Here is a 26,488-nt window from a genome sequence, read left to right on the forward strand (position 1 = left end):
TTTTACGTATTGTTATTTTGATTTCATCTTTTTTTTAGGATTGTATATTTTTTTTCATTTTTTCATAAAAACCATACTAATCACAAAAAAGTGGCGTTCACTAAAAGGTCAATCCTGAAAAAGGATATGGTTAAATTACATTACGGATAAAATATTATCCAAACCTTTTCGTTTTAAAGGCGAGAACTAATATCAAAATAAATTAAAGTAGTCGATAATATCGATTTTTTGAACTCAAGTCCTATTATGAAAAAACACTTATTTAAAGTTGTGATTTCTTGTGCTGTCATTGCAGGCGGCGTTACAAGTTGTTCAAAGTCTTCTTCCTCTTCCTCTAAAAATGTATCTAGAGCAACAGGGTGGAAAATTAATTCCAAAGAAGGTGGTTTTGAATACAATTCTGATTTTAAAGAACAAGAAACACCACCGGGAACAGTATTTATTGAAGGAGGAACTTTCACTAAAGGAAAGGTTCAAGATGATATCATGCATGATTGGAACAATACTCCAACTCAACAACATGTACAATCTTTTTACATGGATGAGACTGAGGTAACCAATAAGATGTATATGGAGTACCTTGATTACCTTAAAAAGGTATATCCGCCAGAAAATCCTAAATATGAAAATATTTATAAAGGTGCTTTACCAGATACTTTGGTTTGGAGAAACCGTTTAGGTTTTAACGAAACTATGACATACAACTACCTAAGACATCCTGCGTATGCAGAATATCCTGTAGTTGGTGTAAATTGGGTACAAGCTACGCAATATGCCGAATGGAGAACAGACCGTGTTAATGAGATTAGATTGGTAGAAGAAGGTTTCTTAGCCGAAGAAGCTATGTATGCGCCTTTAACTGGAGAAACAGAAGGTACCTTTAGCACTGAAGCTTACTTAAACAATCCTGAATCTGTTTATAGAGGACAAATAGATTCGTTGCAAGGAAAACAAAAGAAAGATTCTATAAACGTTTTTGCAAAAAGAAGTAGCGGTGTACTTAGTCCAGAATACCGTTTACCAACTGAAACGGAATGGGAATATGCTGCGCAAGCTCTTATTGGGTCAAGAGAATACAATAACTACAGAGGTAGAAAAAAATATCCTTGGGAAGGAGATTACACTAGAAATGGTCAACGTGTTGGTCGTGGTGATCAATTAGCAAACTTTAAACAAGGTAAAGGTGATTATGGCGGTATTGCTGGATGGTCTGATGACGGTGCAGATATTACTGCAGAAGTAAAATCTTACAAACCAAATGATTTTGGTTTATACGATATGGCAGGTAATGTTAGCGAATGGGTTGCAGATGTTTATAGACCTATTGTTGATGATCAAATTAGTGACTTCAACTACTATCGTGGAAACGTATTCACAAAAAAAGCAATTGGTGAAGACGGTAAAGTACAAGTGTTAGAAGACCAAATTGTTTACGACACCTTACCTAACGGAAAAATTGTTGCCATTAACTTACCTGGTGAAATTAAAGAAGTTGCTGTAGGTGAAGAAGAAACCTATTTAAGAACCAACTTTGATAAGAGTGATAACAGAGGCTACCGTGATGGTGACCCAGGTTCTTCGAGGTTCTTTGAGCGTTTTAGTGAAGACGAAGAGGAAGATCAAAGAAAAATGTATGATGCTCCAAGACATAAAGTGGAGCGTGATTCTTCTGGAAACCTTGTTCGCGAGTACGATACTTCTAACTATAGAACCTCATTAATTAACGACGAAACCAGAGTTTACAAAGGTGGTTCATGGAGAGACAGAGCTTATTGGTTAGACCCCGCACAACGTAGATATCTACCACAATATATGGCTACTGATGATATCGGATTTAGATGTGCTATGTCTAGGGTTGGATCTAAGTCTAAATCTAAAAACAAAACGGTTAGACACAAAAAGACCAGATAACTTATAGTTCTAAAAATATTCAAAGCCTCAAACATTAGTTTGGGGCTTTTTTTTATCTTCCAGCCATGAATTTATCAGAGCTACATAGCATTTTTTTAAAGCATACTAGTGTTTCTACAGACACAAGAAAAGTTACTTACGGATGCATTTTTTTTGCATTAAAAGGACCAAACTTTAATGGTAATGCGTTTGCAAAAGAAGCCATAGAAAAAGGCGCTGCATACGCTATAATAGATGAAAAAGCTTATGCCTTAGCTGATAAAACTATTTTAGTTGATAACGTATTAGAGACCTTACAGAAACTAGCCATTTACCACCGAAACTTTTATAAAACCAAAGTATTATCGTTAACGGGAAGTAATGGAAAAACTACAACAAAAGAACTCACTAACACGGTTCTGAAAAAATCTTATACTACGATTGCCACCAAAGGCAATCTTAATAATCATATTGGTGTTCCTTTAACCTTACTATCAATAACTGAAGAAACTGAAATCGCAATTGTAGAAATGGGTGCAAATCATCAAGGAGAAATTGCTTTTTTAAGCGGATTAGCACAACCTGATTTTGGATATATAACTAATTTTGGCAAAGCTCATTTAGAAGGTTTTGGTGGAGTTGAAGGAGTAATTAAGGGCAAAAGTGAGTTGTACAACTATTTAATTGAAAATAAAAAACAGATTTTCTTCAATGCAGATGACCCCATACAATTACAGAAATTAGCAACATACATTAAAAAATATGGATACAGTCAAAACAATCATGAGTATTATCCAATAAAGTTTATTAATGCTAACCCTTTTGTAACTCTATCCTTTGAAGGACTTACCGTTAATACCAATTTAATTGGCACATACAATTTTCCAAATTGTGCATCAGCAATTCTAATTGGAAAATATTTTAATGTACCTGCCGAAGAAATAAAACACGCTTTAGAAAATTATTATCCAAATAACAATCGTTCTCAACTAATAACGGTTAAAGAACATCAAATAATATTGGATGCCTATAATGCTAACCCAACTAGCATGAAAGCAGCATTAGATAATTTTAATGCCATAGAAGCGGATTCTAAAATTGCTTTTCTTGGTGACATGTTTGAGTTAGGTAATGATGCTGAACTAGAACATCAGCATATCGCAGATACACTTTTAAGTTTAGCACTAGACAAGGTGTATTTGGTTGGCGAGAATTTTGCCAACACCACAACTAATTTTAAAACGTTTTCAAGTTTTGATGAATTTAAAAAATCTGTTGAATTATCAAATCTTCCTAAAAGTTCAATACTAATAAAAGGCTCAAGAGGTATGGCTATGGAGCGAATTTTGGAACTTTTATGAGCTATCTAAAACCGTAAGTCTTAAAAATATTCTTCTAAGAGCCCTAAAAGATGATTTGTAGGTTCTGATTGTTGCAACATCACCATGGCAAAAAAGTTTGTTTTACTTACCAGTCTCCGTATTCCGCAGAATTCTTGCTGGTTTCGTGTAAAACAATATGTAATAATTGACCTTCTTCTAAACTTGGTTTTAAAATATCATAAATGATTTTTACAAAATTTTCTGTTGAAGGCAATAGATTTTTAAATTCTGGGCAATCTTCATTTAAGTTCTTGTGGTCAAAGCGCTCCTCTATCTCATCTTTAATTAACTTACCCAACACCGCTAAATCCATTACAAAACCAGTACTTTGGTCTACCTCTCCTCTTATTCTAACTTCTAAATCAAAATTATGACCATGATAGAACGGACTGTTGCATTTACCAAATACGGCTACATTTTTTTCATCACTCCAATTCGGATTGTGCAATCTATGAGCTGCATTAAAATGGGCTTTTCTACAAATTGTGGCAATCACCTCTTCTACTTTTAAATGAATTGCAAAATTACCCTAAAATCTGGCTTCAAAAAATTTACTCCAGTCAAAAAAGCTAATTAGATAGGTTATTTTGTACTTCTCTCTCTTGTTCCCCTGTAGAATTTAAAAAAATCACTTTTTCAATTGCCGGTGTAAACTCTAACATTCTACTAGATTGCGACATAAAACTTGAGCCCCAATAAAATTCTTGAATACGCTTATCGCCATTTTTTAAATAGACTAAAGCTTTTATTTCATCTGATTCTAAGCTTAGTGTATTGTTGTAATCTTCAACTTCTTTAAAAGCCTTTAAAGTGTCGTTGTTTTGAGATGCTACAATTAGATTACTGTTGTCGCTTGCTTTAATTTTTACCAATGCTTTAGCATTACCCGGAACATAAAAATTGCTTTCTTCAATATTCAAAGTAGTAAAGCCTCCATTTTTATCATTTATCAAAACAAGACCATTTAGAGCGTCAGCAGGACCTTGCTGTACCTCCATTCCAAAATCATTTCCCACTAAAAGTATATCTAAATAACCATCTTTGTTGACATCTACAGTTAGTGAACTAAAAACGGGCGCTAATTGTGATTCTATGGGCAGTTGGTGTAGTTCAAATTTGTTATTACCCAAGTTTTCTACCCAAGAGGTTTGCATATAATTTAATTCGTAAACCTTGGCATCATCTAACAATCCGTCAGAAAACATTTCAGCTACAGTTTGTTCTCCAAATTCTCCAAAGGAATTGAACTTTTTTCTAATACCCGTAAATTGTTTTACTACATCTTGCCAGGGGTGATATAAATATTCTCTTTTAACACCAAGACTATCTCTTAGATAGTAAGAAATTAATGGGTCTACAGCTCCATTATTATCAAGGTCTTTTGCATATAATTTTACTGGCTCCTCTTTACTACCTTTTGTATAAATATTTGAACCAGAATTACCTACAATGTAGTCAACATCACCATCGTTATCTAAATCTGCGGCAGTTACACTATTCCACCAGCCTTTATTTTCTTCTATACCAGTTTGTGGAATTTCAACCAAATTTCCTTTTTTATTTTCAAAAAAGCGGAGAGGAGACCACTCTGATGCAACTACCAAATCTGGCCAATTATCATTATTAAAATCGGTCCAGGTTGCATCACTTACCAAATTTGGCTCCATCAAATCCTTAGCAATTGTTGCTGTTGCTTCAACAAATGCAAGCTCTCCTTGAGCAAATCGGTTTTCTAAAATTATTGAAGGTTCGCCATATGGATAAGAAAAAGGTAATACTCTGCTAGCTAAAAAGAGGTCTAAATCACCATCTTTATCATAATCTGCCGCTTTAACAACAGAGGTATTTAATTTAAGTTCTGGTAAGATTGAAGAAGACATCTCAAAGTTTCCTTTACCATCATTCAATAACAACTGGTCTTGGTAATATTTATGACCTTCTGGATATTGGGCACAACCACGCGCTATATACAAATCTAAATCACCATCGGCATCCGCATCAAACAACAAGCTTGCTGAATCTTCTTCTTCTAAATCTGGGTTAGTTTTATAACTTACTTCATTATGTACAAAACCACCGTCTTGTTGCTGAACAAACCATTTTTGTTTAAAGCCTCTACTTGCTGCTACAAACATATCATCTAATCCATCTGCATTAACATCACCAACTGCTATAGAGGGGCCATATTGTGAAAATTTATGTGGAATAGTACTTTGAAAGTTAAAATCGATAAAATCTATATCTCTTACTAGATGATTTAAATTCAGCTTTTCTGTTACTTCTGAAAACAAGTTGTCTTCTTTATTGGTATTAAACTCAGAAATATTGGCATAAGATACCTGTAGTAGGGTATCAATTGAAATTTCTTCTACCTTTTGCATCTTATTACCAGGCCAAAGAATTAAGATACTATCTATTTGTTGCACATTGCCTAAACCAAAATGCACCGTATTTTCGGACTGCGAAAGATATCCTCTATTAGACATAATGGTTTGCTGCTGTACTTGACCTTGGGTGTAAATAGAAACTTTTGCACCAAAAGCAGCTTTATTTTTTGCCGGACCGTTGAGTTTTATTTTTAGCCAATTATTTTCGGGGTTCTGAGTGTTGGAATTGTTTTCCAACAAAGTCATGGTATCATTGATATTATTAATAACAAAATCCAAATCACCATCATTATCCAAGTCAGCATATGCTGCACCGTTAGAAAACGTTCCAAAGTTTAAGCCCCAAGAATTAGTTACATCTTCAAAATCTAATCCTCCCTTATTTTTAAAAACAAAATTTGGAATTTTAATTACAGGAATTTCATCTATTAGTTTTTGTTTGCTTACTAATCTACTAGCAGTCATTCTAAAATCACCAAAATCACGGTCTGTTACGTCTTTAGGAAAACCATTAGTAATTAATAAATCTTTATAACCATCATTATCAATATCAGCAAATAGTGGCGCCCAGCTCCAGTCAGTTTCTTGCAAGCCTGACAAAATGCCTACATCATTAAATTTTGGAATATTCTTATCTCCTATTGCTCCTTGATTCAAATGCAAAACATTGCGAGCGTATTGCTGTTCATAGTTGTACTTTTTAGTGAAAATTTCTTTTTGGTAATTACTAGGACCTTGAAATAGTTTTTTCCTTTTATTGTAGTAGGGTTGCATTTCGGTAACGTACAAATCCATTCTACCGTCATTATTTACGTCAGCTATATCACTACCCATAGAAGAAAGACTTAAATGCTTAAATGCTTCGCCTATACTGTTCGTAAAAGTTCCATCTTGATTATTAACATAAAGTAAATCGTTGCTCAAAAAATCATTAGAAACAAAGATGTCTTGGTAGCCATCCATATTGAAATCATTAATTATTGTGCTATGACTATACCCATGAAAACGAATTCCTGCTTTTTTAGAAACATCTACAAAAGCATTTGTGGTATCTGTTGAAATATTTTCAAATAATCTATCTCTTGTTGGGCTTTCACCATCATCATCTTTTGGTCTAAACTGGCTTGGATTAATACCATCTATTTGATTAACTCCAATAAACAAATCTAAATCACCATCATTATCAAAATCAAAGAATTGTGCATGGGAAGAATACGTTGTATCAGCAATACCATATGCCGTTGCCATTTCTTTAAATATAGGAAGGCCATCAGTAGCGTTTCCCTGGTTTATATACAATAGATTCTTTCTAAGTTTTGCATTTTTTCTAAACGCATTACACACGTAAATATCATTTAATCCATCATTATTTATATCAATAATATTTACTCCAGATGACCACATTAAAGAATCTGGTTTTTTAACCTTTGCCTGATGGGTAATATTTTTAAACTTTAAGCTGCCCTGATTTAAGTAAAGTTGATTTTGAACCTGATTACCTGCTACAAAAATATCTGGCAAATCATCCCCATTTAAATCACCTAGGGCAACACCTGCGCCGTTGTAAACAAATTCATTATCAATAATATTAATACTATCATCCTCATAAAGCTGGTTTTTAAAATCTAAACCAGAAGATTTACTATTTACCACAGTAAAAAGTGTTTTGTTATTGGTTTTTTCTTCACATGAAATAATGGTTAGAATTACTAGTGAAATTTGAAAAAAATATTTTCTCATTTTCATTTTCAGATTAGATCAATTTTAAACGTATATAGCTAACAATCTACAAAAAAAAACTGCCCATTTTACTGGGCAGTTTTGCTAATTTAAATATAACTAACTCAGATTAATATCCTGGGTTTTGTGTTAACACATCTGATCCTTGAATATCTATTTGTGTTTGTGGTATAGGGTAAAATTCGTGAGTTCCTGCGCTAAAGCTAGCACCTCCGAATTTTGTTACTAAATATTGAGACTCATAAGACAGATAGTCATTTAACTCCTCTGCAGCTACACCCCAACGAACTAAGTCGAAGAAACGGTGACCTTCACCAGACAACTCCAATTTACGTTCAAAACGAACTGCTTCTCTAGCGGAAGCCTGATCAGCAAATTGAGAAGCTGGATACTCAGCAATTTCATAATTAGCCGCTGGTCCACTAGCATCATACTCTTGAACCCAATATGTTGGATTTGCAGCTCTAGCTCTAACCAAATTGGTGTATGTACGAGCCTGCTCTAAACTACCAGCTTCAATCTCTGCTTCAGCTGCCATTAATAAAACATCTGCAAAACGAATGATATTGTAGTTCATTAAAGCATAACCACGTGTCCAAGAACTTGCATCTGTAAAAGATCCTTCTTGACTTCTTCTATAAATAAACTTCTTAGGAGAATATGGGCCTGCATATGGTTGAGAACGAATCCATGCTTTACCTGGATGCTCAATCCAATCTAAATAAGGAATACCTCTACGACCAATTGACCAATCAATTCTTGGGTCTAAAGGACCTGCATCCTCAGTAAATGGGGCATCCGATTCAATTCCATAATCGTTTGCAACCTCATTAGCTGGATTATTATAAGATTTATCTAATAAAGGTAAACCTCCTGAAGTTCTAAATGAATTTGCCATTTCAAAACTTGGCTGAAAGAATCCACAACAGTTACCAGGACCATCAGGACCTGTATTGTATGGATAATTTAAATCATCAAAATAATTTGCATTATTTGTACTACCTGTATTATTAGCTGATTCTACATCAAAAACTGCTTCCGCATGTTGATCGTTCTCCGCATTAAAAATTTCAGCGTAATCATCTAGTAATTGATAAGGTAAACCATTAGAAGTAACACCATTATTAATAACATCGGTAAAAATAGTTAATGCTTGCGCAAATTTGCCTTGATACAAATACGCTTTACCTAACAAAGCTCCAGCTGCCCATTTATTAACTCTACCAGCCCCATTAACGGCAGGTAAATTATCAAAAGCAAATTGTAAATCAGCTTCAATCTGAGCCCAAGCAGTACCCGTATTGCCTATTGAAGAAATATCGGCTGCCGCCACAGTCTCATCAAAAACTGGAATGTTATTAAAGTGTTTTTGTAAATCAAAATAGAAATGACCTCTTAACATTCTTGCTTCACCGCCAATTCTAGCAGCATCAGCAGCACTTACATCAGTAGCATTAGCCAAGGCAGCAAGCACAGCGTTGGCTCTACTAACACCTTCGTAACGTCCTCTCCAGAGATTATTCAAATCTCCACTTGTAGGGTCAACCTCAAAACGCTGAACAGGATTAATTGCAGAATAATCACCCGCATCTGTACCTTTGTTAGCTTCCCCACCAACTACAGAACCTGTTACCCAATGATTTGGACCTTCAAAGCGGTTACCAAATACACCATTAACAGCAGCATATGTTCCAATCAAAAGCCCCTCAATACCATCTAACGTTTGCACTTGAGCATCCGCTAATGAACCTGTGGGCAACACTTCTAAAAAGTCATCACTACAAGACACTGCTCCAACCATTACAATGGTCATAGCAACTGCAGTATGCTTTTTTACGTACTTAAATAGTTTCATAGTTTAGTTTTTCTTTTAAAAATATAAATTATTTCACAATTTTTTACAATCCTAGCTCGATATTAATTAAATATGAGGGAGTTACAGGGAAATTACCTGTGTCAATACCAAAGTTTGTATCTGGACCTGCAACAACAGGATCAAGACCTTCATAACCTGTAATTGTCCAAATATTATTTGCAGAGAATCCAACTCTTAACTTTGTTAAACCATATTTATCTAATAAATCGCTATCAAAGTTATATGCAACAGCAAGTTGCTGTAGTCTCGCAAAAGAACCATCTTCTACATACCAGCTGTTAGAAGCACCACTTGTACTTAAATTAGAAGCACTTTCCCATATTGGCGCTGCCGCACTATTACCTAATTCAGGAGTCCAAGAATTTAACGCAGCTGCTCCTTTTGCTGAACCTTCAAAGGTTCCGAAGAAATCAGTAAACCACTTTCTCATGTTAAAGATGTCATTACCAGTCTGCCAAGCCCAAAGCATTGTAAAGTCTATGTTTTTATATCCTAAATCGAATACCATACCACCTGAATAATCTGGAACAGGACTACCTATAAATGTTCTATCATCTGGTGTAATAGCACCATCACCATTGATGTCTGCATATCTAAATCGACCTACACCTGCACCTGCTTGCGTTGGTGCACTGTCAACTTCTGCTTGGCTATTAAAATAACCTTCTACTTGATAACCGAAGAATGAAGAAATAGATTGACCAACTGCATTACGAACAGGGGTAATACCACGATAATTACCTACATCAAAGAAATCGATTCCTGGCGCTAATGCCGTAATTTCATTATTTAAGAAGCTATGATTCATTTGAACATTGTAGGTAATGTCTTCAGTTATATTTCCTCTACTTGTCAATGTTAAATCTAAACCAGTATTAGCCATACTACCCACATTTACTGCTGGGGCTGACGCATAATTACCTGTGGTACCGGCAAGTGGTACTTGATACAATAACCCATCTGTGGTTTTATCCCACCAATCTAAAATAATACCCAACTTACCGTCCCAAAGGGTCATATCAAAACCGATGTTGGTTGAAGTTGATGTTTCCCATTGTGCATTTGGGTTACCAATTCTACTTTGAGCAAAACCTTCTGCGGCACCACTATTTTGACCATCTATAGGATAGAAAGTGTTACCTCTATCAGAAGCAAATAAAGAATATTGGTTATTTGGATCAACATTTTCAGAGTTACCCATTTCACCCCAACCACCTCTTACTACAAAGTCAGTAATTATGTCTTGATTTTGCATGAAATCTTCGTCTCCGATTCTCCAGGCCCCTGAAAATGCAGGAAATACACCATATCTATTATTGGCACCAAAACGTGATGAACCATCTCTACGAATTACACCTCCTAAAATATATTTACCATCAAAAACATAATCAAGCTTACCAAATAAAGAGTAGAAGTTAACCCCTTTAAATTGTCCACTATTAACAACAGGACTTTGAACAACATTTAAATTTTGAAAATCTAAATCGGTTGAAAATGGGTTTATACCACTACCGTTTACAAATCGACCTCTACCTGTATTTAGTGCTTCTACACCACCAAACAACTTAACTTTGTGTTTGTTAAATTCTCTTTCGTATTCAAAAGTGTTTGTAAAAGTCCATCCGAAGTTATAATTACTTCCTTCTTGGAAGAAATTACTTGCTTCTGGCTCAGAATCACCAAGATATCTGAAGTTGTAATTAACAAAGTGTGAATTGTTATAAAAACCACCTATGCTTGAGCGTAAAGTAAGACCTTCTATAGGTTTAATTAACATGTAAAGATTACCAAAACCACCGAAGTTAAAGTTTTGATCTTCACCATTATTTCTTACCAATCTTCTAACTGGATTTCTTGGGTTATTAAAACCAGCAGCTCTTGTACTTGCGTAGCTACCAAATTCATCAAATACCGGGATAATAGTTGGCATACGATATGCTGAAAGCACTTCTGATTCATCATCCGCAACTTCTACACCACCAGCGCCACCAAAAATACCTACAGCAGAACGGTAAGTTTGTTGGAAGTTCTCTCCAATACTTAACCATGGAGCTACATCCCACTCAGAATTTAATCTAAGTGTATATCTTCTAAATTTTTGCTCCAATACAATACCGTCTTGCTCTTGGCCAGATAAACCTAGGTAATAACGACCGTTTTCTGTACCACCATCAAAACCAACAGAAACTCTGGTAACAGGAGCCGTGCGGGTAATTTCTTTATACCAGTTAGTACCTGCCAAGTTTGGTCTTATTAAGAAAACGTTTTCTGGATCAGCCTCATAATTAGCTCTAATTTGAGCTAAGTCAATATCACTAGCACTTACACCATTTTGACCATCTGCATGCAAATAATCAGGAAAGGTTGGTGTAGCATTACTACCGTATTGTGGGTGGGTATACTGAACTTCAGTACCATTAGCAGCCGCATTATTACGATACCCTATATGTGTATATTCTGCCATTTGTTGAGGATTCAACATTTGAATTGAACCTGCAACGTTAGGGTCAGTTACACCACTTTGAATATTGACAGAAATTGTTGCCTTGCGTTTGTTTTTAGAACCTTGTTTTGTAGTTAATACAATTACACCGTTAGCCGCACGAGCTCCATAGATAGAAGCTGCCGCAGCATCTTTTAAAACATCAGTAGAATGTACATCATCTGGATTTATAAAGTCGATATTGGTAGTTGGCACCCCATCTACTATATATAACGGCGCATTACCCCCAAATGCATTAAAACCACGTACACGTATTTGACTGGTAGTACCTGGTTGACCATTTGAAAGTACAACAACACCCGGAATACGACCTTGTAACTGTTGTTCAATATTACCAGATGGAATGGCAGCTAACTCTTCAGGTTTTACTGAAGAAATTGCAGCAGCAACCTCACGTCTATTAAATGTTTGGTATCCTGTTACAACCACCTCGTCTAATGCTGACGCACTTTCTGCCAAGGTTGCATCAACAGTAGAGCGCCCATTTACTGGCACTTCTAAAGCTTCAAATCCAATGTACGAAAATACTAATGTAGCATCAGATGGTGCAGTGATTGTATAATTACCATCAAAATCTGTTTGTGTACCATTAGTGGTTCCTTTTACAATTACGTTTGCTCCACCAAGGGGAATACCCGAAGAGTCTAGCACAGTACCTGTAATTGTAGTTTGAAATGGATTTTCCGAATCAGCATCCATCGTATTGGCAAATGTAGTTTGACCTACAAATAACAACATCAAGGATAAAAAGAATGCTTGAAACGTTTTTCTCGATTGAGCCCAATAAGCCATTAGGAGGGCTTTGTTTAGAATCATAGAATTTAGTTTAGTTATTAATTCAGTTAGATTTCGACTTAGTTATTGTCGCTTTAAGAGACAATAATAATGCAAATTTTTAATATTTGCATATTATTAACAGGTTTTCTTAAATATTCATAATTTTTTTTAGCTATAAAAATTAGTATATAAAATTTTTGGCACTTTTTTTGTCAAGGCGAATTTGCATTAAGTAAAGTAAGCTTGCTTAACTTTAAACTGAATAAACAAAGGCATAAACAAGAATTAAAAAATTTGTGTATGATTTACGCATAGGTTTTATAACATGCATTTTTGAGATTACTTAGAACTATAACAAATCAAAACTTTTTTGATTTTTTTAAGAATAATTAGATTTACACAATTAAATACAGACAATGCTAGCCAAAGAAGAAGAACATATTACTAACATATCTTATGACTCTGTGATTTTTGGTTTTAATGGTAAACAGTTAAAAATTCTAGTTTTAGAATACCATAATACGGGAATGTTTGCCTTGCCTGGAGGTTTTGTAAAAAAGAAAGAAAGTGTTGACGATGCTGCTAAAAGAGGAGTTAGAGAACGTACTGGATTAGATAAAATACATTTAGAACAATTTTACACTTTTGGCGCCCCAGATAGAATAGACACAGAACCGGTTTATAATATTGCTCGAGGTCTAGGTGAAAAAATAAATAAAGATCATTGGCTCCTTGATAGATTTATCTCCGTAGGATATTATGCCCTATTGGACTACAATAAAGTAAAATTGACACCAGACCAGTTTTGTGATTCAATTAATTGGTATGCAATAGATGAATTACCAAAATTAATGATGGACCACAAACAAATTGTTGATAAAGCCTTAGAAGCGTTACGAGCAAACTTAGAGCGTAAACTTAGCAGCATGAATCTTCTACCAGAAAAGTTTACCATGAAAGAGCTGCAAACCGTTTATGAAGTTATTTTAGACAAAGAACTTAGAAGAACAACCTTTCAGAGAAAAATGTTAGGTCTTGGAATATTAAAAAGGCACGAAAAATTATTTACAGGAGCTGCGAACAAGGCACCTTATTTATATAGTTTTGATAAGAATCTTGTTCAATCAAACTAACCTAAGTATTGCGCAATAAAAAAACCGTTCAACGAATGAACGGTTTTAAAATGTGGGCGCGAAGGGATTCGAACCCCTGACCCCCTGGGTGTAAACCAGGTGCTCTGAACCAACTGAGCTACGCGCCCCAAAATTGGAGTGCAAATATAACACGAATTTTTACTTTACCTAAAATTATTTTTAAAAATATTTAGATTATTTCTGCTACCACAAAAGTACTTCCCCCAACGTAAACCACATCTTTAGGTGTAGCATTTTCTAATGCTTTATCATACGCTTCTACAACTGATGTAAATAACTCTCCTTTTAAGCCTAAATTTCTTGCCTTTTGTATTAAAATTTCACCATCTAACCCTCTAGCTATTTTTGGTGAGGAAAAATAATATTGACCTTCTTTTGGAAACAACTTTAGTATACTTTCTATTTCCTTATCAGATACAAAACCCAACACCAAATGCAGTCTAGCATATGATTCACTCCGTAATTGCGACATTACTAACTCTAGACCCTCTACATTGTGTGCGGTATCACAAATTACCTTAGGTTTTTGCTGAAGTATTTGCCACCTACCTAACAAACCAGTATTACCAACAACATTGAGCAAGCCCTTTCTTATGGCTTCGTTTTTCAATTCCAAACTTGGAATATGCCTTAGGGTTGCTACCGCACTAATTACATTTCTTTGCTGATAGGAGCCTTTTAAATCGGTCTCAAATTCATCTACAATCAAATCCTCAGCAAAAAAAATGGGAGCTCGCTTTTGCGATGCTATAATTTTAAATAATGCGTTGGTTTCTCTTTGACGCTCGCCAATTATAACTGGTACCCCTTTTTTAATAATACCTGCTTTTTCTAATGCAATTTTTTCAAGAGTATCACCTAAAATATGAGTATGATCTAGTCCAATATTTGTGATTAAAGATATAACTGGTGTAATAATATTTGTAGAATCTAATCGGCCACCTAAACCGACTTCAATTACTGCAAAATCTACATCTTGTTCTAAAAAATACTGAAAGGCCATGCCAACAGTCATTTCAAAAAAAGAGAGTTCATTGTCTTCTAAAAAACGTCGATGATGTTGTATAAAATCAATTACAAATTCTTCTGAAACTGGCTCGCCATTTATTTTTATACGCTCTTTAAAATCTTTTAGATGGGGTGAAGTATATAGGCCTACTTTAAACCCGGCTTCTTGGAGCATTGAAGCTATCATATGACTAGAAGAACCTTTACCGTTTGTTCCTCCAACGTGAATAGTTTTGTATTTCTTATGTGGTTGACCTAAAAGTTGGTCAAACAAAATACTTTTATCTAACTTATTATTTAATGCCGTTTTTCCCTTTTGTTGATACATTGGAAGTTGCGCAAACATCCAATCAAGCGTTTTTTGGTAAGTCACTATTGGCCAAGTTTAAAGTTGACCACTACAAAGCCTGTCTGCTGGGAAGGAGCTTTTGAATCGGCATTCCAACGATGCGACATTGCTGTTTTTCTGGCAGGCTCCATTAAACATGTTGCGGTATTCGTTGTTCCTTTAACTCCTGGTGTTGCTTCAACAACACGCCCATTTCTGTCTACCTTAATTCTTACAACAACACGGCCTTCTTCATTACAATCCGGTCTGATTACATTTCGTCCTGCAAGTGACCGACCATTTAAGCCATAACCACTACCTCCACTACCTGAACCTGGAGCTCCATAATAGGTGCTGGCGTAAGGGTCACCATCTGGCTGCCCTTTGTCTCCAGGAGTATTATCATTACCTTCACTACCAGATGCGTTACCGTCTGATTTTCCAATACCACCTATTAAATCATCGAGCTTTCTTTTCTTCGCCGCTTCTTCTTGTCTTTTTAGTTCTTCTGCCTCTTTTCGCTGTTGTTCTTTTCTGGCAGCTTCAACTCTAGCTTTTTCCGCAGCTTCCTCAGCTTTTCGTTTAGCCTCTTGCTGTTGTTTTATTCGGATTGATTCTTCACTCTCTTGTGTTAGAACCTTCTCAGTGGGTTGTTCTTGTTCTACTACTTCTTCTGGAGTGGTTTCTTGAACAACTTCTTCTTTCTCCTCCTCTTCAGGTTGAAGCGTAGGTTCGTTAGGTGGCTCAGGAATATTTTGTGGTGTTGATTTTATGGGCTCTAAAGGTTGACGATTACCGCTACCAAAATCCATAGTTCCAAAATTAACAGCTATACCATTCTCTATTGGTGGGTCCATATAGGTTAAGCCAATATAAAATAGCAATAACAGAAGTGCACTCAACAATACTGTTGTTAGTGTAAAAGATTTTTTCTTGTGTCTCGTATCTAAGAATGGCATTATTTTGGCCGCACAGCCAAGATTACCTTGTAACTATTTCTATTGGCAATATCCATAACGTTGACTGCTTCTTTAATTGCCACGTTCTCCTCTGCCCGTAAAATAATGGTTGGCTTTTCTTGACCTTCCAGTGCTTTTTTCAATTCAATTTCTATGTACTCGCTATTTATCTGTTCATTATTGACAAAATAATTTAAGTTCTTGTCAATAGTAACAGATACATTCTGTGTGTTCGTAGACTTACCCTTTGCTTTTGGTAATAATAAATCTAGTGCATTTGGAGCGTTTGAGGTTAAAAGAAAAAAGACCAATAACAAGAATACAATGTCTGTCATTGATGACATACTAAATTCAGGACTTACTTTATTTCTTCCTTTTAATTTCATAACGCTACCTTAAATTGGTTCGTTTAATAAGTCTAGGAAATCTACAGCATTAGCTTCCATTTTATGTACCACCTTGTCTGTTCTAACTACTAAGTGATTGTAACCTATATAAGCTATGATACCAACAATTAAACCAGCAACTGTAGTTGTCATTGCTGTATAAATACCCGAGGCTAATGAACCCATTTCTGCCTGACCTCCACTACTTGCCATTTCATGAAAAGCTAAAATCATACCAATTACTGTACCTAAAAAACCTATCATAGGAGCAGCGCCAGCAACGGTAGCTAAAATGTTTACGTTTTTTTCTAGCTTATAAACTTCTAGCGTTCCCGCGTTTTCAATGGCAGTATTAATGTCATCTAAAGGTTTACCAATACGCATCACCCCTTTTTCTGTTAATCTTGCAACGGGAGAATCTGTTTGAGCACATAACATTTTTGCAGCTTCAATTTTACCATTCATGACGTGATCACGAATTTGATTCATAAAATTCTTATCAATTTTTGAAGCAGCGTTGATAGCAAATGTTCGCTCAAAATAAATGTACAAGGCAACAAACAGCAATACAAAAAGTATTACTACTATTATAGTACTTGCCGCACCCCCATTCAAAATTAAGTCAACTACTGAAAGTGTTTTTTCTTCAGAAATAACAGTCTCTGCCCCTTCTGAAGCCACAGCGTCTTGAAGTATGTTCATAAGTGATCCCCAATTTAATTGGTTCTATAACGAAGAATTGTCTAAAAAATTATATTAAAACATAAAATCGCGCATGGCAATAAAGCACAGAGAGCCAGCAACAAAACCTACTAAGGCTAACCACGCTATTTTCTTTAAGTACCAGAAAAAGTCAATTTTTTCCATACCCATTGCTACCACACCTGCTGCGGAACCTATAATCAACATACTACCTCCAGTACCGGCGGCATATGCAATAAAATGCCATAAGAAATCATCTTTAGGCTCAGAAAACATTCCCATACTGGCAGCAACTAAAGGAACATTGTCTATAACAGCTGAACCTGCACCCAAAAGCATGACTACAATATCTCTTGAGGGTATAGCATGATTCAATTGTTCTGCGTAAGTAAATAAAATACCTAATGACTCTAGTGCCGCAACCGCCATTAAAATTCCAAAAAAGAATAAAATACTAGGCATTTCTATATGCGTAAGCGCAGCATGTACAGGGCTATGGTGAGCACCCTCTACACTTTCTTCATTAACAGAAGTAATACTAATTTTCTTGTTACTGTAGATTTCAGCAAAAGTGGCTACAATAGCTAAAGACAACATCATACCTACATAGGGTGGCAAATGAGTAATTGTCTTAAAAAATGGTACAAAAACTATTGCTCCTAACCCTAAATAAAGCATGCGAGGACCATATTTAGAACCCCCCTCTGTTGGTTTTTCTTCAACGTCAACTTCTCCGCTAAACACCTTAAATCTGCTAGCAATTATCGTTGGTACTATCATACAAATAATAGATGGTATTAGAACTCTTAACACCAAAGTACCTGCTTCTACCTTACCTGCAATCCACAACATAGTAGTAGTTACATCGCCAATTGGTGACCAGGCACCACCAGCATTTGCATTGATTATAATTAAACCGGCAAACCACAAACGCGTTTCTCTATCTTTTATAACCTTTTGGAGAATAGTAATTAATACAATTGTGGCTGTTAGATTATCAATAATTGCCGAAAGTATAAAAGCCAAGATTGAAAATATCCAGAGTAGCTTTCGTTTACTCCTTGTTTTTATGTATCCTTTAATAGCAGCAAAACCATCGAAATAATCAATAATTTCAACAATTGTCATCGCTCCTAATAGAAAGAATAAAATTTCAGCTGTCTTACCTAAATGATGCAATAAGATTTCTTCTAATTCAACAGGCTCTAATTCTTTAAGTTCTGCATTAACCTCGAAGACGTCTAAATGAAAATAAGCCAAGATTGCCCATAAAATTGCCATCATACCTAATGCCGGTATAAGCTTATCTATTTTAAGGTTATGTTCTAATGTAATTTGAAGGTATCCTAAAAGGAAAATAACAATTATTAAGGTTTCCATCGAGATAATTTATTTATGAAAGTTGGTTTTTAACTATGCGTTTTGAGCCGAACAAGATATGGAAAATACCATTATTCAAGAAAGGTTATTATTTGATTTACGTGAATTATACTTTTTTTAAGAAAACTGATTTACTTATTATGCATGCATAACAAATGCCATCTTAGTTGTATCTTTGTTAGAACTAAGATTCAACGAATAAAACTATGAATTTCTCACTTTCAGAAGAACAATTAATGATTCAACAAGCGGCAAGAGATTTTGCTCAAAATGAATTATTACCTGGTGTTATTGAACGAGACGATGCGCAAGAATTTCCAACGAAACAAGTCGAGCAAATGGGTGAACTTGGCTTTATGGGTATGATGGTAGATTCTAAATATGGAGGCAGTGGACTCGACACCGTTTCTTACGCTCTTGTCATGGAAGAACTTTCTAAAATAGATGCTTCTTCATCCGTAATTGTATCAGTTAACAATTCTCTAGTGTGCTGGGGATTAGAAACTTATGGAAACGAAGAACAAAAGCAAAAATACCTTACCAAATTAGCTACAGGAGAAATCATTGGAGCTTTCTGTTTATCAGAACCTGAAGCTGGTAGTGATGCTACTTCGCAAAAAACCACAGCAATAGACAAAGGAGACCATTATATTTTAAATGGCACAAAAAACTGGATTACCAATGGCAGCTCAGCAGATGTGTATCTTGTAATTGCGCAAACTGACCGCGAAAAAGCACATCGAGGAATTAATGCCTTAATTGTTGAAAAAGGCATGGAAGGATTTGAAATTGGTCCAAAAGAAAATAAACTAGGAATAAGGGGTAGTGATACGCATTCATTGTTATTTAATGATGTTAAAGTGCCTAAAGAAAATAGAATTGGAGAAGACGGATTCGGATTCAAATTCGCCATGAAAACCTTGGCAGGCGGCCGAATTGGAATTGCAGCACAAGCCTTGGGTATTGCAGCGGGTGCTTATGAATTAGCTCTAAAATACTCTAAAGAAAGAAAAGCTTTTGGAACAGAGATTTCTAATCATCAAGCTATAGCATTCAAACTGGCTGATATGCATACCAAAATTGAGGCTGCCAGATTTTTAGTTTACAAAGCAGCTTGGGACAAAGACCAAGGGAACAATTATGATTTATCTGGTGCAATGGCAAAATTATATGCCTCAGAAGTTGCAATGGAAACCACTATTGAAGCTGTTCAAATTCATGGTGGTAATGGATTTGTAAAAGATTATCATGTTGAACGTTTGATGAGAGACGCAAAAATTACTCAGATTTATGAAGGAACCTCTGAAATTCAAAAAATAGTAATTTCTAGAAGTGTTATAAAGGCTTAGCTTTTGGCACATACACCCCTTAAAACATACATTATTTGATTTTAGCTATATAATTTCTGACCGTAAACTAAAATTATATGCCCTTAATTTAATCACACCCCTTTAAACTAAGGGGTGTGACGTTTTCTACCTATTTCGCTTTAATAGTTGCAATTTTTACAATCATATTTTTATGATATTGCGTTTTATTTAAGATATAATTACAAACCTTAAATAAATTGTTGCGTTTGCTATAAATTGATTGAGATAACTCTTTTCTACTATTATATTTGAAGAAATGCACTAGGTATGAGGTTAGAAAAGCAAGGGTTATACTTACCCGAATTTGAACATGATAATTGTGGAGCTGGTTTTATCTGTAGCTTAAAAGGAAAGAAATCTAATGATATAATTCATAAAGCTTTAGAGATACTTGATAAATTAGAACACAGAGGCGCTGTAAGTTCTGATGGTAAAACAGGAGATGGAGCAGGTATTCTAATAGATATTCCGCATGAATTCTTTTCTGATGTTTGTGAATTTAAATTACCACAAGCAGGAGATTACGCCGTTGCAAACGTTTTTCTACCAACTAAAGAAAACCAACGAAACTTCTGTATTCAATTACTTGAAGAAAATTTACAAAAACAAGATCTAAAACTTCTTGGTTGGAGAAAGGTGCCCGTTAATCGTTCTGTTCCTGGTCAGATTGCTGCTGAAACTGAACCTAGTGTAATGCAGGTTTTTATTGAAAAACCAGAAAATCTATCTTCGTTTGAATTCAATATAAAACTTTTTGTAGCAAGAAAAATTACTGAACATGCTATAAATGAATCAAAACTTTCGCAAAGCGGATTCTTTTATTTACCTAGTCTATCAACAAAAATTATAATATTCAAAGGGCTATTAATGCCAAATGATATTAGTAGGTATTATGAAGATTTGTTAGACCCTAGAGTAGTTACCAGACTAGCACTAGTTCACCAACGTTTTTCTACCAATACTTTTCCAATGTGGGATTTGGCACAACCTTTTAGATATATGTGCCATAATGGAGAAATAAACACCCTTAGAGGTAACGTTGCTCGTATGCGTTCTAGAGAGGAAATAATGCAAAGCGATTTATTCGGAGATGATATCAAAAAAATCTTACCTGTAGTATTACCAGCTAAATCAGATTCAGCATCTATGGATATGGTTGTTGAATTACTGTTAATGACAGGGCGCTCTTTACCTGAAGTTATGATGCTTTTAGTTCCAGAAGCTTGGGAGAAAAATGATGAAATGTCTCCAACTAAAAGAGCATTTTATGAGTACCACTCTTGTTTAATGGAACCTTGGGATGGACCAGCTTCTATACCCTTCACAGATGGAAACTATATTGGTGCCGTATTAGACAGAAATGGTTTAAGACCGTCTAGATATTCGGTAACTAAAGATGGTTATGTAATTATGTCTTCTGAGACTGGTGTTGTTGATTTAGAACCTGAAAATATTGAATTTCATGGTCGACTGGAGCCTGGTAAAATGTTCTTAGTCAACATGGAAGAAGGACGTATTGTTAACGATGAAGAAATTAAAGAAGAAATAGCAAGCAAGTATCCTTATGAAAAATGGCTCAAGAAAAACTTGGTACATTTAAAAGATATTCCATACAACGATTGCCCAATTTTTCTTGGTGAATTTCCTTTAGAAACAAGACGCTCAGCATTTGGATATACTGCTGAAGACATTAACACCATTATCTTACCCATGGCAAATAATGCTAAAGAACCTATTGGTTCAATGGGTAGTGATACTCCAATTGCTGTATTATCAGATAAGCCTCAATTGGTGTATAACTACTTTAAACAATTGTTTGCTCAGGTTACCAACCCACCATTAGATGGTATTAGAGAAGAATTGATATGTGATATTAGTCTTACTCTTGGTAGCGACCATAATATTTTTGATTTTTCAGAACTGCACTGTCGAAAGTTGAAGATTCAAAATCCTGTTATTTCTAAAGAAGATTTAGATAAAATTAAAAACCATGACCGCAGTCCAGACTACAAAGTGGTTTCAATATCTATACTTTATCAAATAGCCAAAGGCACCAACGGTCTTGAAGATGCCTTAGAAAGTATTTTACAACAAGCCTCAGACGCCGTTGACGAGGGTGCCAATATTTTAATTTTATCTGACCGTATGGTTAGTACAGAGATGGCTGCCATTCCTGCTCTTTTAGCCACTGCATATGTAAATAGTGGTCTTCAAAAAATGGGTAAAAGGTCTAGACTGAGTATAATTGTAGAATCTGCAGAACCAAGAGAGGTGCATCACTTTGCATTGTTATTCGGTTTTGGGGCAAGCGCAATTAATCCATATTTGGTAAACGAAATTATTGGTCAACAAATTGAAATTGGAGACTTAGCTGATATCTCTTTTAATGATGCCATAAATAACTACAACAAGGCAGTTGGTAAAGGTATTTTAAAGGTAATGAACAAGATAGGAATCTCAACTTTAAATTCTTATCGTGGTTCTCAATTGTTTGAATGTATAGGTATCAATAGTAAGTTGGTTAATAAATACTTTCCTAACACACCAACTAGAATAGAGGGTGTAGGCCTGTATGAATTGGAAAAAGAAATTCAAAAAAGACACTACAAGGCATTTACCAATTCAAAAGTGGATGCCAACTTAGATTTAGAAATTGGAGGTCAATATCGCTGGAGAAGAGATGGCGAAAAACATCTTTTCAACCCTCTCAGTATTGCTAAACTTCAAAAAGCGGTTCGCAATAATGAGCCAACAACTTACAAAGAGTATTCAGAGTTAATCAACAAACAGTCTAAGCATTTAATGACAATAAGAGGATTGTTCGAATTCTCTAACTACGACCCTATACCATTAGAAGAGGTGGAACCATGGACAGAAATCGTCAAAAGATTTAAAACCGGAGCCATGTCTTATGGTAGTATTAGCAAAGAAGCTCATGAAAACTTAGCTATTGCCATGAACCGTATAGGCGGAAAAAGCAACTCTGGTGAAGGTGGTGAAGACCCAGAACGTTTTTATAAAAACCAATCAGGTGACTGGCGAAATAGCGCAATTAAGCAAGTTGCTTCGGGCAGATTTGGGGTTTCTTCAAATTACCTAACTAACGCTAAAGAGATTCAAATAAAAATGGCCCAAGGTGCAAAACCAGGTGAAGGAGGTCAATTACCTGGACCTAAAGTAAACCCGGCCATAGCAAAAACCCGTAATTCTACTCCTTACGTAGGACTGATTTCACCTCCGCCACACCATGATATTTACTCTATCGAAGATTTATCGCAACTAATATATGACCTAAAATCTGCCAATAGAGAAGCTAGAATTAATGTTAAATTAGTGTCTGAGGTAGGTGTCGGCACCATTGCAGCTGGTGTTTCTAAAGCAAAAGCAGATGTTGTTTTAGTTTCTGGTCATGACGGTGGTACTGGTGCCTCACCGCTTACCTCTTTAAAACATGCTGGTTTACCTTGGGAACTAGGTATTGCCGAAGCACAGCAAACTCTAGTTCTTAACGATTTAAGAAACCGTATTGTTTTAGAATGTGATGGTCAACTTAAAACCGGTAGAGATGTTGCTATAGCATGTTTATTAGGAGCTGAAGAATTTGGTTTTGCCACTGCGCCTCTCGTAGCTTCTGGTTGTATTATGATGAGAGTATGTCATTTAAATACATGTCCAGTGGGTATTGCTACACAAAATCCTGAACTACGCAAAAAGTTCAAAGGTAAACCAGAGCATGTAGTAAACTACATGTATTTTGTTGCGCAAGAGTTGAGAGAAATAATGGCCAAACTAGGTTTTAGAACTGTTAATGAAATGGTAGGCCAAGTTCAAAAACTAGACCGAAAGAAAGCCATTGAACATTACAAAGCTTCTGGTATAGATTTATCACCAATATTATACCAAGTAGATGTACCAGAAGGAACAAAATTCTATAACACCACAACTCAAGAACATAATATTGAAGATTCTATAGAGTTCGACATCATTGCTCAAGCACATCCAGCATTATTTAGAAAAGAGAAAACAACTTTAGATTTTCCAATTAAAAATACAGATAGAGCTGTAGGGGCAATCATTAGTAACGAAATATCTAAAATATACGGAGCAGAAGGATTACCAGACAATACGCTAAAATTAAATTTTACAGGTTCAGCGGGTCAAAGTTTTGGAGCATTTGCCACTAAAGGTCTAACTATGATTGTAAATGGAAACACCAATGATTATATAGGCAAAGGTCTGAGCGGTGCAAAATTAATCGTAAAGGTTCCATTTAAATCTACCATAGTCCCTGAAGATAATATCATCATTGGAAATGTTGCACTTTACGGAGCAACAGCTGGTGAAGCCTATTTTAATGGAAAAGGTGGAGAACGTTTTTGCGTAAGAAATTCAGGAGCTAAAGCAGTTGTTGAAGGTATTGGTGATCACGGTTGTGAATATATGACAGGTGGAACCGCCGTAATACTTGGTGAAGTTGGAAGAAATTTTGGTGCTGGTATGAGTGGCGGTATCGCTTATGTACTTGACCTTAATGACAATTTTAAAAAGAGGTGTAAAAATGAAGCTCTAAATCTACTCGCAGTAGATGAAGACAAAGATATTGCTGAATTAAAAGAGCTTATTGAGAATCATTATAACGCAACTATGAGTCCTCTGGCTCAACGCATATTAGAGAAATGGGAAACTTACCTTCCTAAATTTGTTAAGGTGTTCCCAGAGGAATATAGACAAGCCTTAATCAGATTAGAAAAAGAACAGCAAGAAATTTTATAATAGTAAGCATGGGAAAGACAACAGGATTTATGGAATTTGAACGTAAGGATGAAACCTATGCACCCGTTCAAGAACGCGTAAAAAACTACAAAGAATTCACACAACCTTTAAAGGAAGCTGATATTCAAAATCAAGGTGCTCGATGCATGGATTGTGGTATTCCATTTTGTCATAGCGGATGTCCGTTGGGTAATTTAATCCCTGACTTTAATGATGCTGTTTATCAAGGTAAATGGCAGAAAGCTGCAGAAATTCTTCATTCAACAAACAATTTTCCTGAATTCACGGGTAGATTATGTCCAGCACCTTGTGAAGAAGCATGTGTTCTCGGAATTAATGAAGACCCTGTGTCCATAGAAAATATTGAAAAAAATATAGTTGAAAAGGCGTTTGAGAATAACTGGATTTCTGCTAAAATTCCAACAAATGCAACAGGCAAAAAAGTAGCTATTGTAGGCTCAGGTCCATCTGGTTTAGCTGCAGCCCAACAACTAAATAGGGCTGGTCATGAAGTAACCGTTTTTGAAAGAGATGAAAAACTTGGTGGCTTGTTACGTTACGGTATTCCAGATTTTAAAATGGAAAAGCACATCATAGACAGAAGAATTAATATTTTAGAAGAAGAAGGCATTCTATTTAAAACCAACACCGAAATAGGTGTGGATATTACCGCCGATAAATTAAAAGAGGAATTTGATGCCATTGTGCTTTGTGGGGGTGCTACAGTAAAAAGAAACCTACCTATTCCTGGAAGTGACTTAAAGGGAGTTGTTCAAGCTATGGACTTTTTACCTCAAAATAATCGAAGAGTTGATGGAATCAAAGAGTTAGGAGAAGAAATCTTAGCCACTAATAAAGATGTTATTGTAATCGGTGGTGGTGATACAGGTTCAGATTGTATCGGAACATCAATTAGACACGGTGCAACATCAGTAACTAATTTCGAAATTATGCCTATGGCTACCAAAGATAGACCAGAGCATCAGCCTTGGCCTTTCTGGCCTATGCGTCTACGCACAAGTACCTCCCATAAAGAGGGTGCCGAAAGATTTTTTAGTATTTCTACGAAAGAATTTATAGGAGATGAAGAAGGTAATCTTAAAGCTCTAAAAACTGTTGAAGTAGAATGGGAAATTAAACAAGGACAAAGACCAGTTTTAAAAGAAGTACCCGGAACTGAAAAAGAATGGAAAACGCAACTTGCCTTATTAGCACTTGGTTTTACCGGCTCTGAAACAACCGTAGCAGAACAATTAGGTCTAGAAATGGATATGAGAACTAATATTAAAGCTTCCGAAGCCAACTATAAGACTAATATACCTGGAGTTTTTGTAGCTGGAGATCAACGCAGAGGACAATCTTTAATTGTTTGGGCTATCTCAGAAGGTAGGCAAGCAGCCCATCATGTAGATACCTTTCTAATGGGGTCTTCAGAATTACCATTAAAAGGCGAAGGTGATCTTCCCAGAGTTTAACTAATAAAATCAATTTTATTACATCAGTGGGCTATTATGTATGTAGTTCACTGATTTTTTTTACACGTAGATTTATACAAATTCATCTAAAGTTGATTAGCTAATTTTTAATAAAAAAAGCCCCTTCATAAACTATGAAGGGGCTTTTGAGGAAGGCGGCGACCTACTCTCCCACCTTGTGTGGCAGTACCATCGGCGCTGATGAGCTTAACTACCCTGTTCGGTATGGGAAGGGGTGGGCCTCATCGCCATGGCCACCTAAAATTTGTACCAAGCTTGTCTTGGTATCTCTCGGTATAAAACCTCGAGCAATATCTTAACATATGGGATGCGCTTTTTGCGCTAAATAAATGAAGGAACTTTTAGTGTCTTACAAATTAAGTAAGGAGCTTGCGAGG

The 26,488-nt window shown here is 35.6% G+C and carries 15 protein-coding genes, 1 tRNA gene and 1 rRNA gene; 6 read left to right on the forward strand and 11 right to left on the reverse strand.

Annotated features, from left to right (window positions below; genetic code table 11):
* The first annotated feature begins 246 nt into the window (after positions 1-246).
* Positions 247-1,911, forward strand: a complete 1,665-nt coding sequence (gene gldJ, locus H5V42_RS12330) for a gliding motility lipoprotein GldJ (protein WP_185783478.1) — start codon at positions 247-249, stop codon at positions 1,909-1,911.
* A gap of 65 nt (positions 1,912-1,976) precedes the next feature.
* On the forward strand, positions 1,977-3,251 hold the full coding sequence (locus H5V42_RS12335) for a UDP-N-acetylmuramoyl-tripeptide--D-alanyl-D-alanine ligase (protein ID WP_185783479.1): 1,275 nt from the start codon (positions 1,977-1,979) through the stop codon (positions 3,249-3,251).
* Between the two features lie 106 nt (positions 3,252-3,357).
* Here the strand turns inward: H5V42_RS12335 and H5V42_RS12340 are convergent, their stop codons facing one another.
* From H5V42_RS12340 to H5V42_RS12355, 4 genes are all read right to left on the reverse strand, one after another.
* A complete protein-coding gene (locus H5V42_RS12340; RefSeq protein ID WP_185783480.1) occupies positions 3,358-3,768 on the reverse strand; it encodes a 6-carboxytetrahydropterin synthase in 411 nt (136 codons plus the stop codon).
* A gap of 73 nt (positions 3,769-3,841) precedes the next feature.
* On the reverse strand, positions 3,842-7,399 hold the full coding sequence (locus tag H5V42_RS12345; RefSeq protein WP_185783481.1) for a VCBS repeat-containing protein: 3,558 nt from the start codon (positions 7,397-7,399) through the stop codon (positions 3,842-3,844).
* 109 nt (positions 7,400-7,508) lie between these two features.
* Positions 7,509-9,254, reverse strand: coding sequence for a RagB/SusD family nutrient uptake outer membrane protein (locus H5V42_RS12350; RefSeq protein ID WP_185783482.1), 1,746 nt, complete (start codon positions 9,252-9,254; stop codon positions 7,509-7,511).
* A gap of 43 nt (positions 9,255-9,297) precedes the next feature.
* Positions 9,298-12,594 (reverse strand): SusC/RagA family TonB-linked outer membrane protein, encoded by a 3,297-nt coding sequence (locus H5V42_RS12355; RefSeq protein ID WP_229665704.1) that lies wholly within the window; start codon positions 12,592-12,594, stop codon positions 9,298-9,300.
* A gap of 377 nt (positions 12,595-12,971) precedes the next feature.
* Here H5V42_RS12355 and H5V42_RS12360 point away from each other — a divergent pair, with 377 nt between their 5' ends.
* The gene (locus H5V42_RS12360) at positions 12,972-13,688 is read left to right on the forward strand and encodes an NUDIX hydrolase (RefSeq protein ID WP_185783483.1); all 717 of its coding nucleotides are present in this window, start codon (positions 12,972-12,974) and stop codon (positions 13,686-13,688) included.
* A gap of 53 nt (positions 13,689-13,741) precedes the next feature.
* Here H5V42_RS12360 and H5V42_RS12365 read toward each other — a convergent pair.
* The 6 genes from H5V42_RS12365 to nhaD all read right to left on the reverse strand — a co-directional run bounded on the left by H5V42_RS12365 (position 13,742) and on the right by nhaD (position 18,472).
* Positions 13,742-13,816, reverse strand: a tRNA-Val gene (locus H5V42_RS12365).
* Between the two features lie 62 nt (positions 13,817-13,878).
* On the reverse strand, positions 13,879-15,090 hold the full coding sequence (locus H5V42_RS12370) for a bifunctional folylpolyglutamate synthase/dihydrofolate synthase (RefSeq protein ID WP_185783484.1): 1,212 nt from the start codon (positions 15,088-15,090) through the stop codon (positions 13,879-13,881).
* On the reverse strand, positions 15,090-16,004 hold the full coding sequence (locus tag H5V42_RS12375; RefSeq protein ID WP_185783485.1) for an energy transducer TonB: 915 nt from the start codon (positions 16,002-16,004) through the stop codon (positions 15,090-15,092). The genes H5V42_RS12370 and H5V42_RS12375 overlap by 1 nt, the downstream gene beginning before the upstream one ends.
* Positions 16,004-16,390: an ExbD/TolR family protein gene (locus H5V42_RS12380; protein WP_185783486.1), complete on the reverse strand. Its 387-nt coding sequence runs from the start codon at positions 16,388-16,390 to the stop codon at positions 16,004-16,006. The genes H5V42_RS12375 and H5V42_RS12380 overlap by 1 nt, the downstream gene beginning before the upstream one ends.
* A gap of 9 nt (positions 16,391-16,399) precedes the next feature.
* On the reverse strand, positions 16,400-17,092 hold the full coding sequence (locus H5V42_RS12385; protein WP_185783487.1) for a MotA/TolQ/ExbB proton channel family protein: 693 nt from the start codon (positions 17,090-17,092) through the stop codon (positions 16,400-16,402).
* A gap of 54 nt (positions 17,093-17,146) precedes the next feature.
* On the reverse strand, positions 17,147-18,472 hold the full coding sequence (gene nhaD, locus H5V42_RS12390; RefSeq protein ID WP_185783488.1) for a sodium:proton antiporter NhaD: 1,326 nt from the start codon (positions 18,470-18,472) through the stop codon (positions 17,147-17,149).
* A gap of 206 nt (positions 18,473-18,678) precedes the next feature.
* On the opposite strand from nhaD, the gene H5V42_RS12395 reads away from it, so the two are divergent.
* From H5V42_RS12395 to H5V42_RS12405, 3 genes are all read left to right on the forward strand, one after another.
* On the forward strand, positions 18,679-19,821 hold the full coding sequence (locus tag H5V42_RS12395; RefSeq protein WP_185783489.1) for an acyl-CoA dehydrogenase: 1,143 nt from the start codon (positions 18,679-18,681) through the stop codon (positions 19,819-19,821).
* Positions 19,822-20,109: 288 nt separating this feature from the next.
* Positions 20,110-24,615: a glutamate synthase large subunit gene (gltB, locus tag H5V42_RS12400; RefSeq protein ID WP_185783490.1), complete on the forward strand. Its 4,506-nt coding sequence runs from the start codon at positions 20,110-20,112 to the stop codon at positions 24,613-24,615.
* Between the two features lie 8 nt (positions 24,616-24,623).
* Positions 24,624-26,090 (forward strand): glutamate synthase subunit beta, encoded by a 1,467-nt coding sequence (locus H5V42_RS12405; protein WP_185783491.1) that lies wholly within the window; start codon positions 24,624-24,626, stop codon positions 26,088-26,090.
* Positions 26,091-26,240: 150 nt separating this feature from the next.
* On the opposite strand, the gene rrf is transcribed toward H5V42_RS12405, so the two are convergent.
* Positions 26,241-26,352 (reverse strand): 5S ribosomal RNA (gene rrf, locus H5V42_RS12410).
* Positions 26,353-26,488: the final 136 nt, after the last annotated feature.

Origin of the sequence: Croceivirga lutea (assembly GCF_014235875.1) — a bacterium.
In the GTDB taxonomy this organism is placed as follows: domain Bacteria; phylum Bacteroidota; class Bacteroidia; order Flavobacteriales; family Flavobacteriaceae; genus Croceivirga; species Croceivirga lutea.

Bases quoted from the DNA above. Each gene is read 5' to 3' on its own strand.
- gldJ (WP_185783478.1), top strand. From the start codon at position 247: ATGAAAAAACACTTATTTAAAGTTGTGATTTCTTGTGCTGTCATTGCA.
- H5V42_RS12335 (WP_185783479.1), top strand. From the start codon at position 1,977: ATGAATTTATCAGAGCTACATAGCATTTTTTTAAAGCATACTAGTGTT.
- H5V42_RS12345 (WP_185783481.1), bottom strand. From the start codon at position 7,399: ATGAGAAAATATTTTTTTCAAATTTCACTAGTAATTCTAACCATTATT.
- H5V42_RS12350 (WP_185783482.1), bottom strand. From the start codon at position 9,254: ATGAAACTATTTAAGTACGTAAAAAAGCATACTGCAGTTGCTATGACC.
- H5V42_RS12355 (WP_229665704.1), bottom strand. From the start codon at position 12,594: ATGATTCTAAACAAAGCCCTCCTAATGGCTTATTGGGCTCAATCGAGA.
- H5V42_RS12360 (WP_185783483.1), top strand. From the start codon at position 12,972: ATGCTAGCCAAAGAAGAAGAACATATTACTAACATATCTTATGACTCT.
- H5V42_RS12375 (WP_185783485.1), bottom strand. From the start codon at position 16,004: ATGCCATTCTTAGATACGAGACACAAGAAAAAATCTTTTACACTAACA.
- H5V42_RS12380 (WP_185783486.1), bottom strand. From the start codon at position 16,390: ATGAAATTAAAAGGAAGAAATAAAGTAAGTCCTGAATTTAGTATGTCA.
- H5V42_RS12385 (WP_185783487.1), bottom strand. From the start codon at position 17,092: ATGAACATACTTCAAGACGCTGTGGCTTCAGAAGGGGCAGAGACTGTT.
- nhaD (WP_185783488.1), bottom strand. From the start codon at position 18,472: ATGGAAACCTTAATAATTGTTATTTTCCTTTTAGGATACCTTCAAATT.
- H5V42_RS12395 (WP_185783489.1), top strand. From the start codon at position 18,679: ATGAATTTCTCACTTTCAGAAGAACAATTAATGATTCAACAAGCGGCA.
- gltB (WP_185783490.1), top strand. From the start codon at position 20,110: ATGAGGTTAGAAAAGCAAGGGTTATACTTACCCGAATTTGAACATGAT.
- H5V42_RS12405 (WP_185783491.1), top strand. From the start codon at position 24,624: ATGGGAAAGACAACAGGATTTATGGAATTTGAACGTAAGGATGAAACC.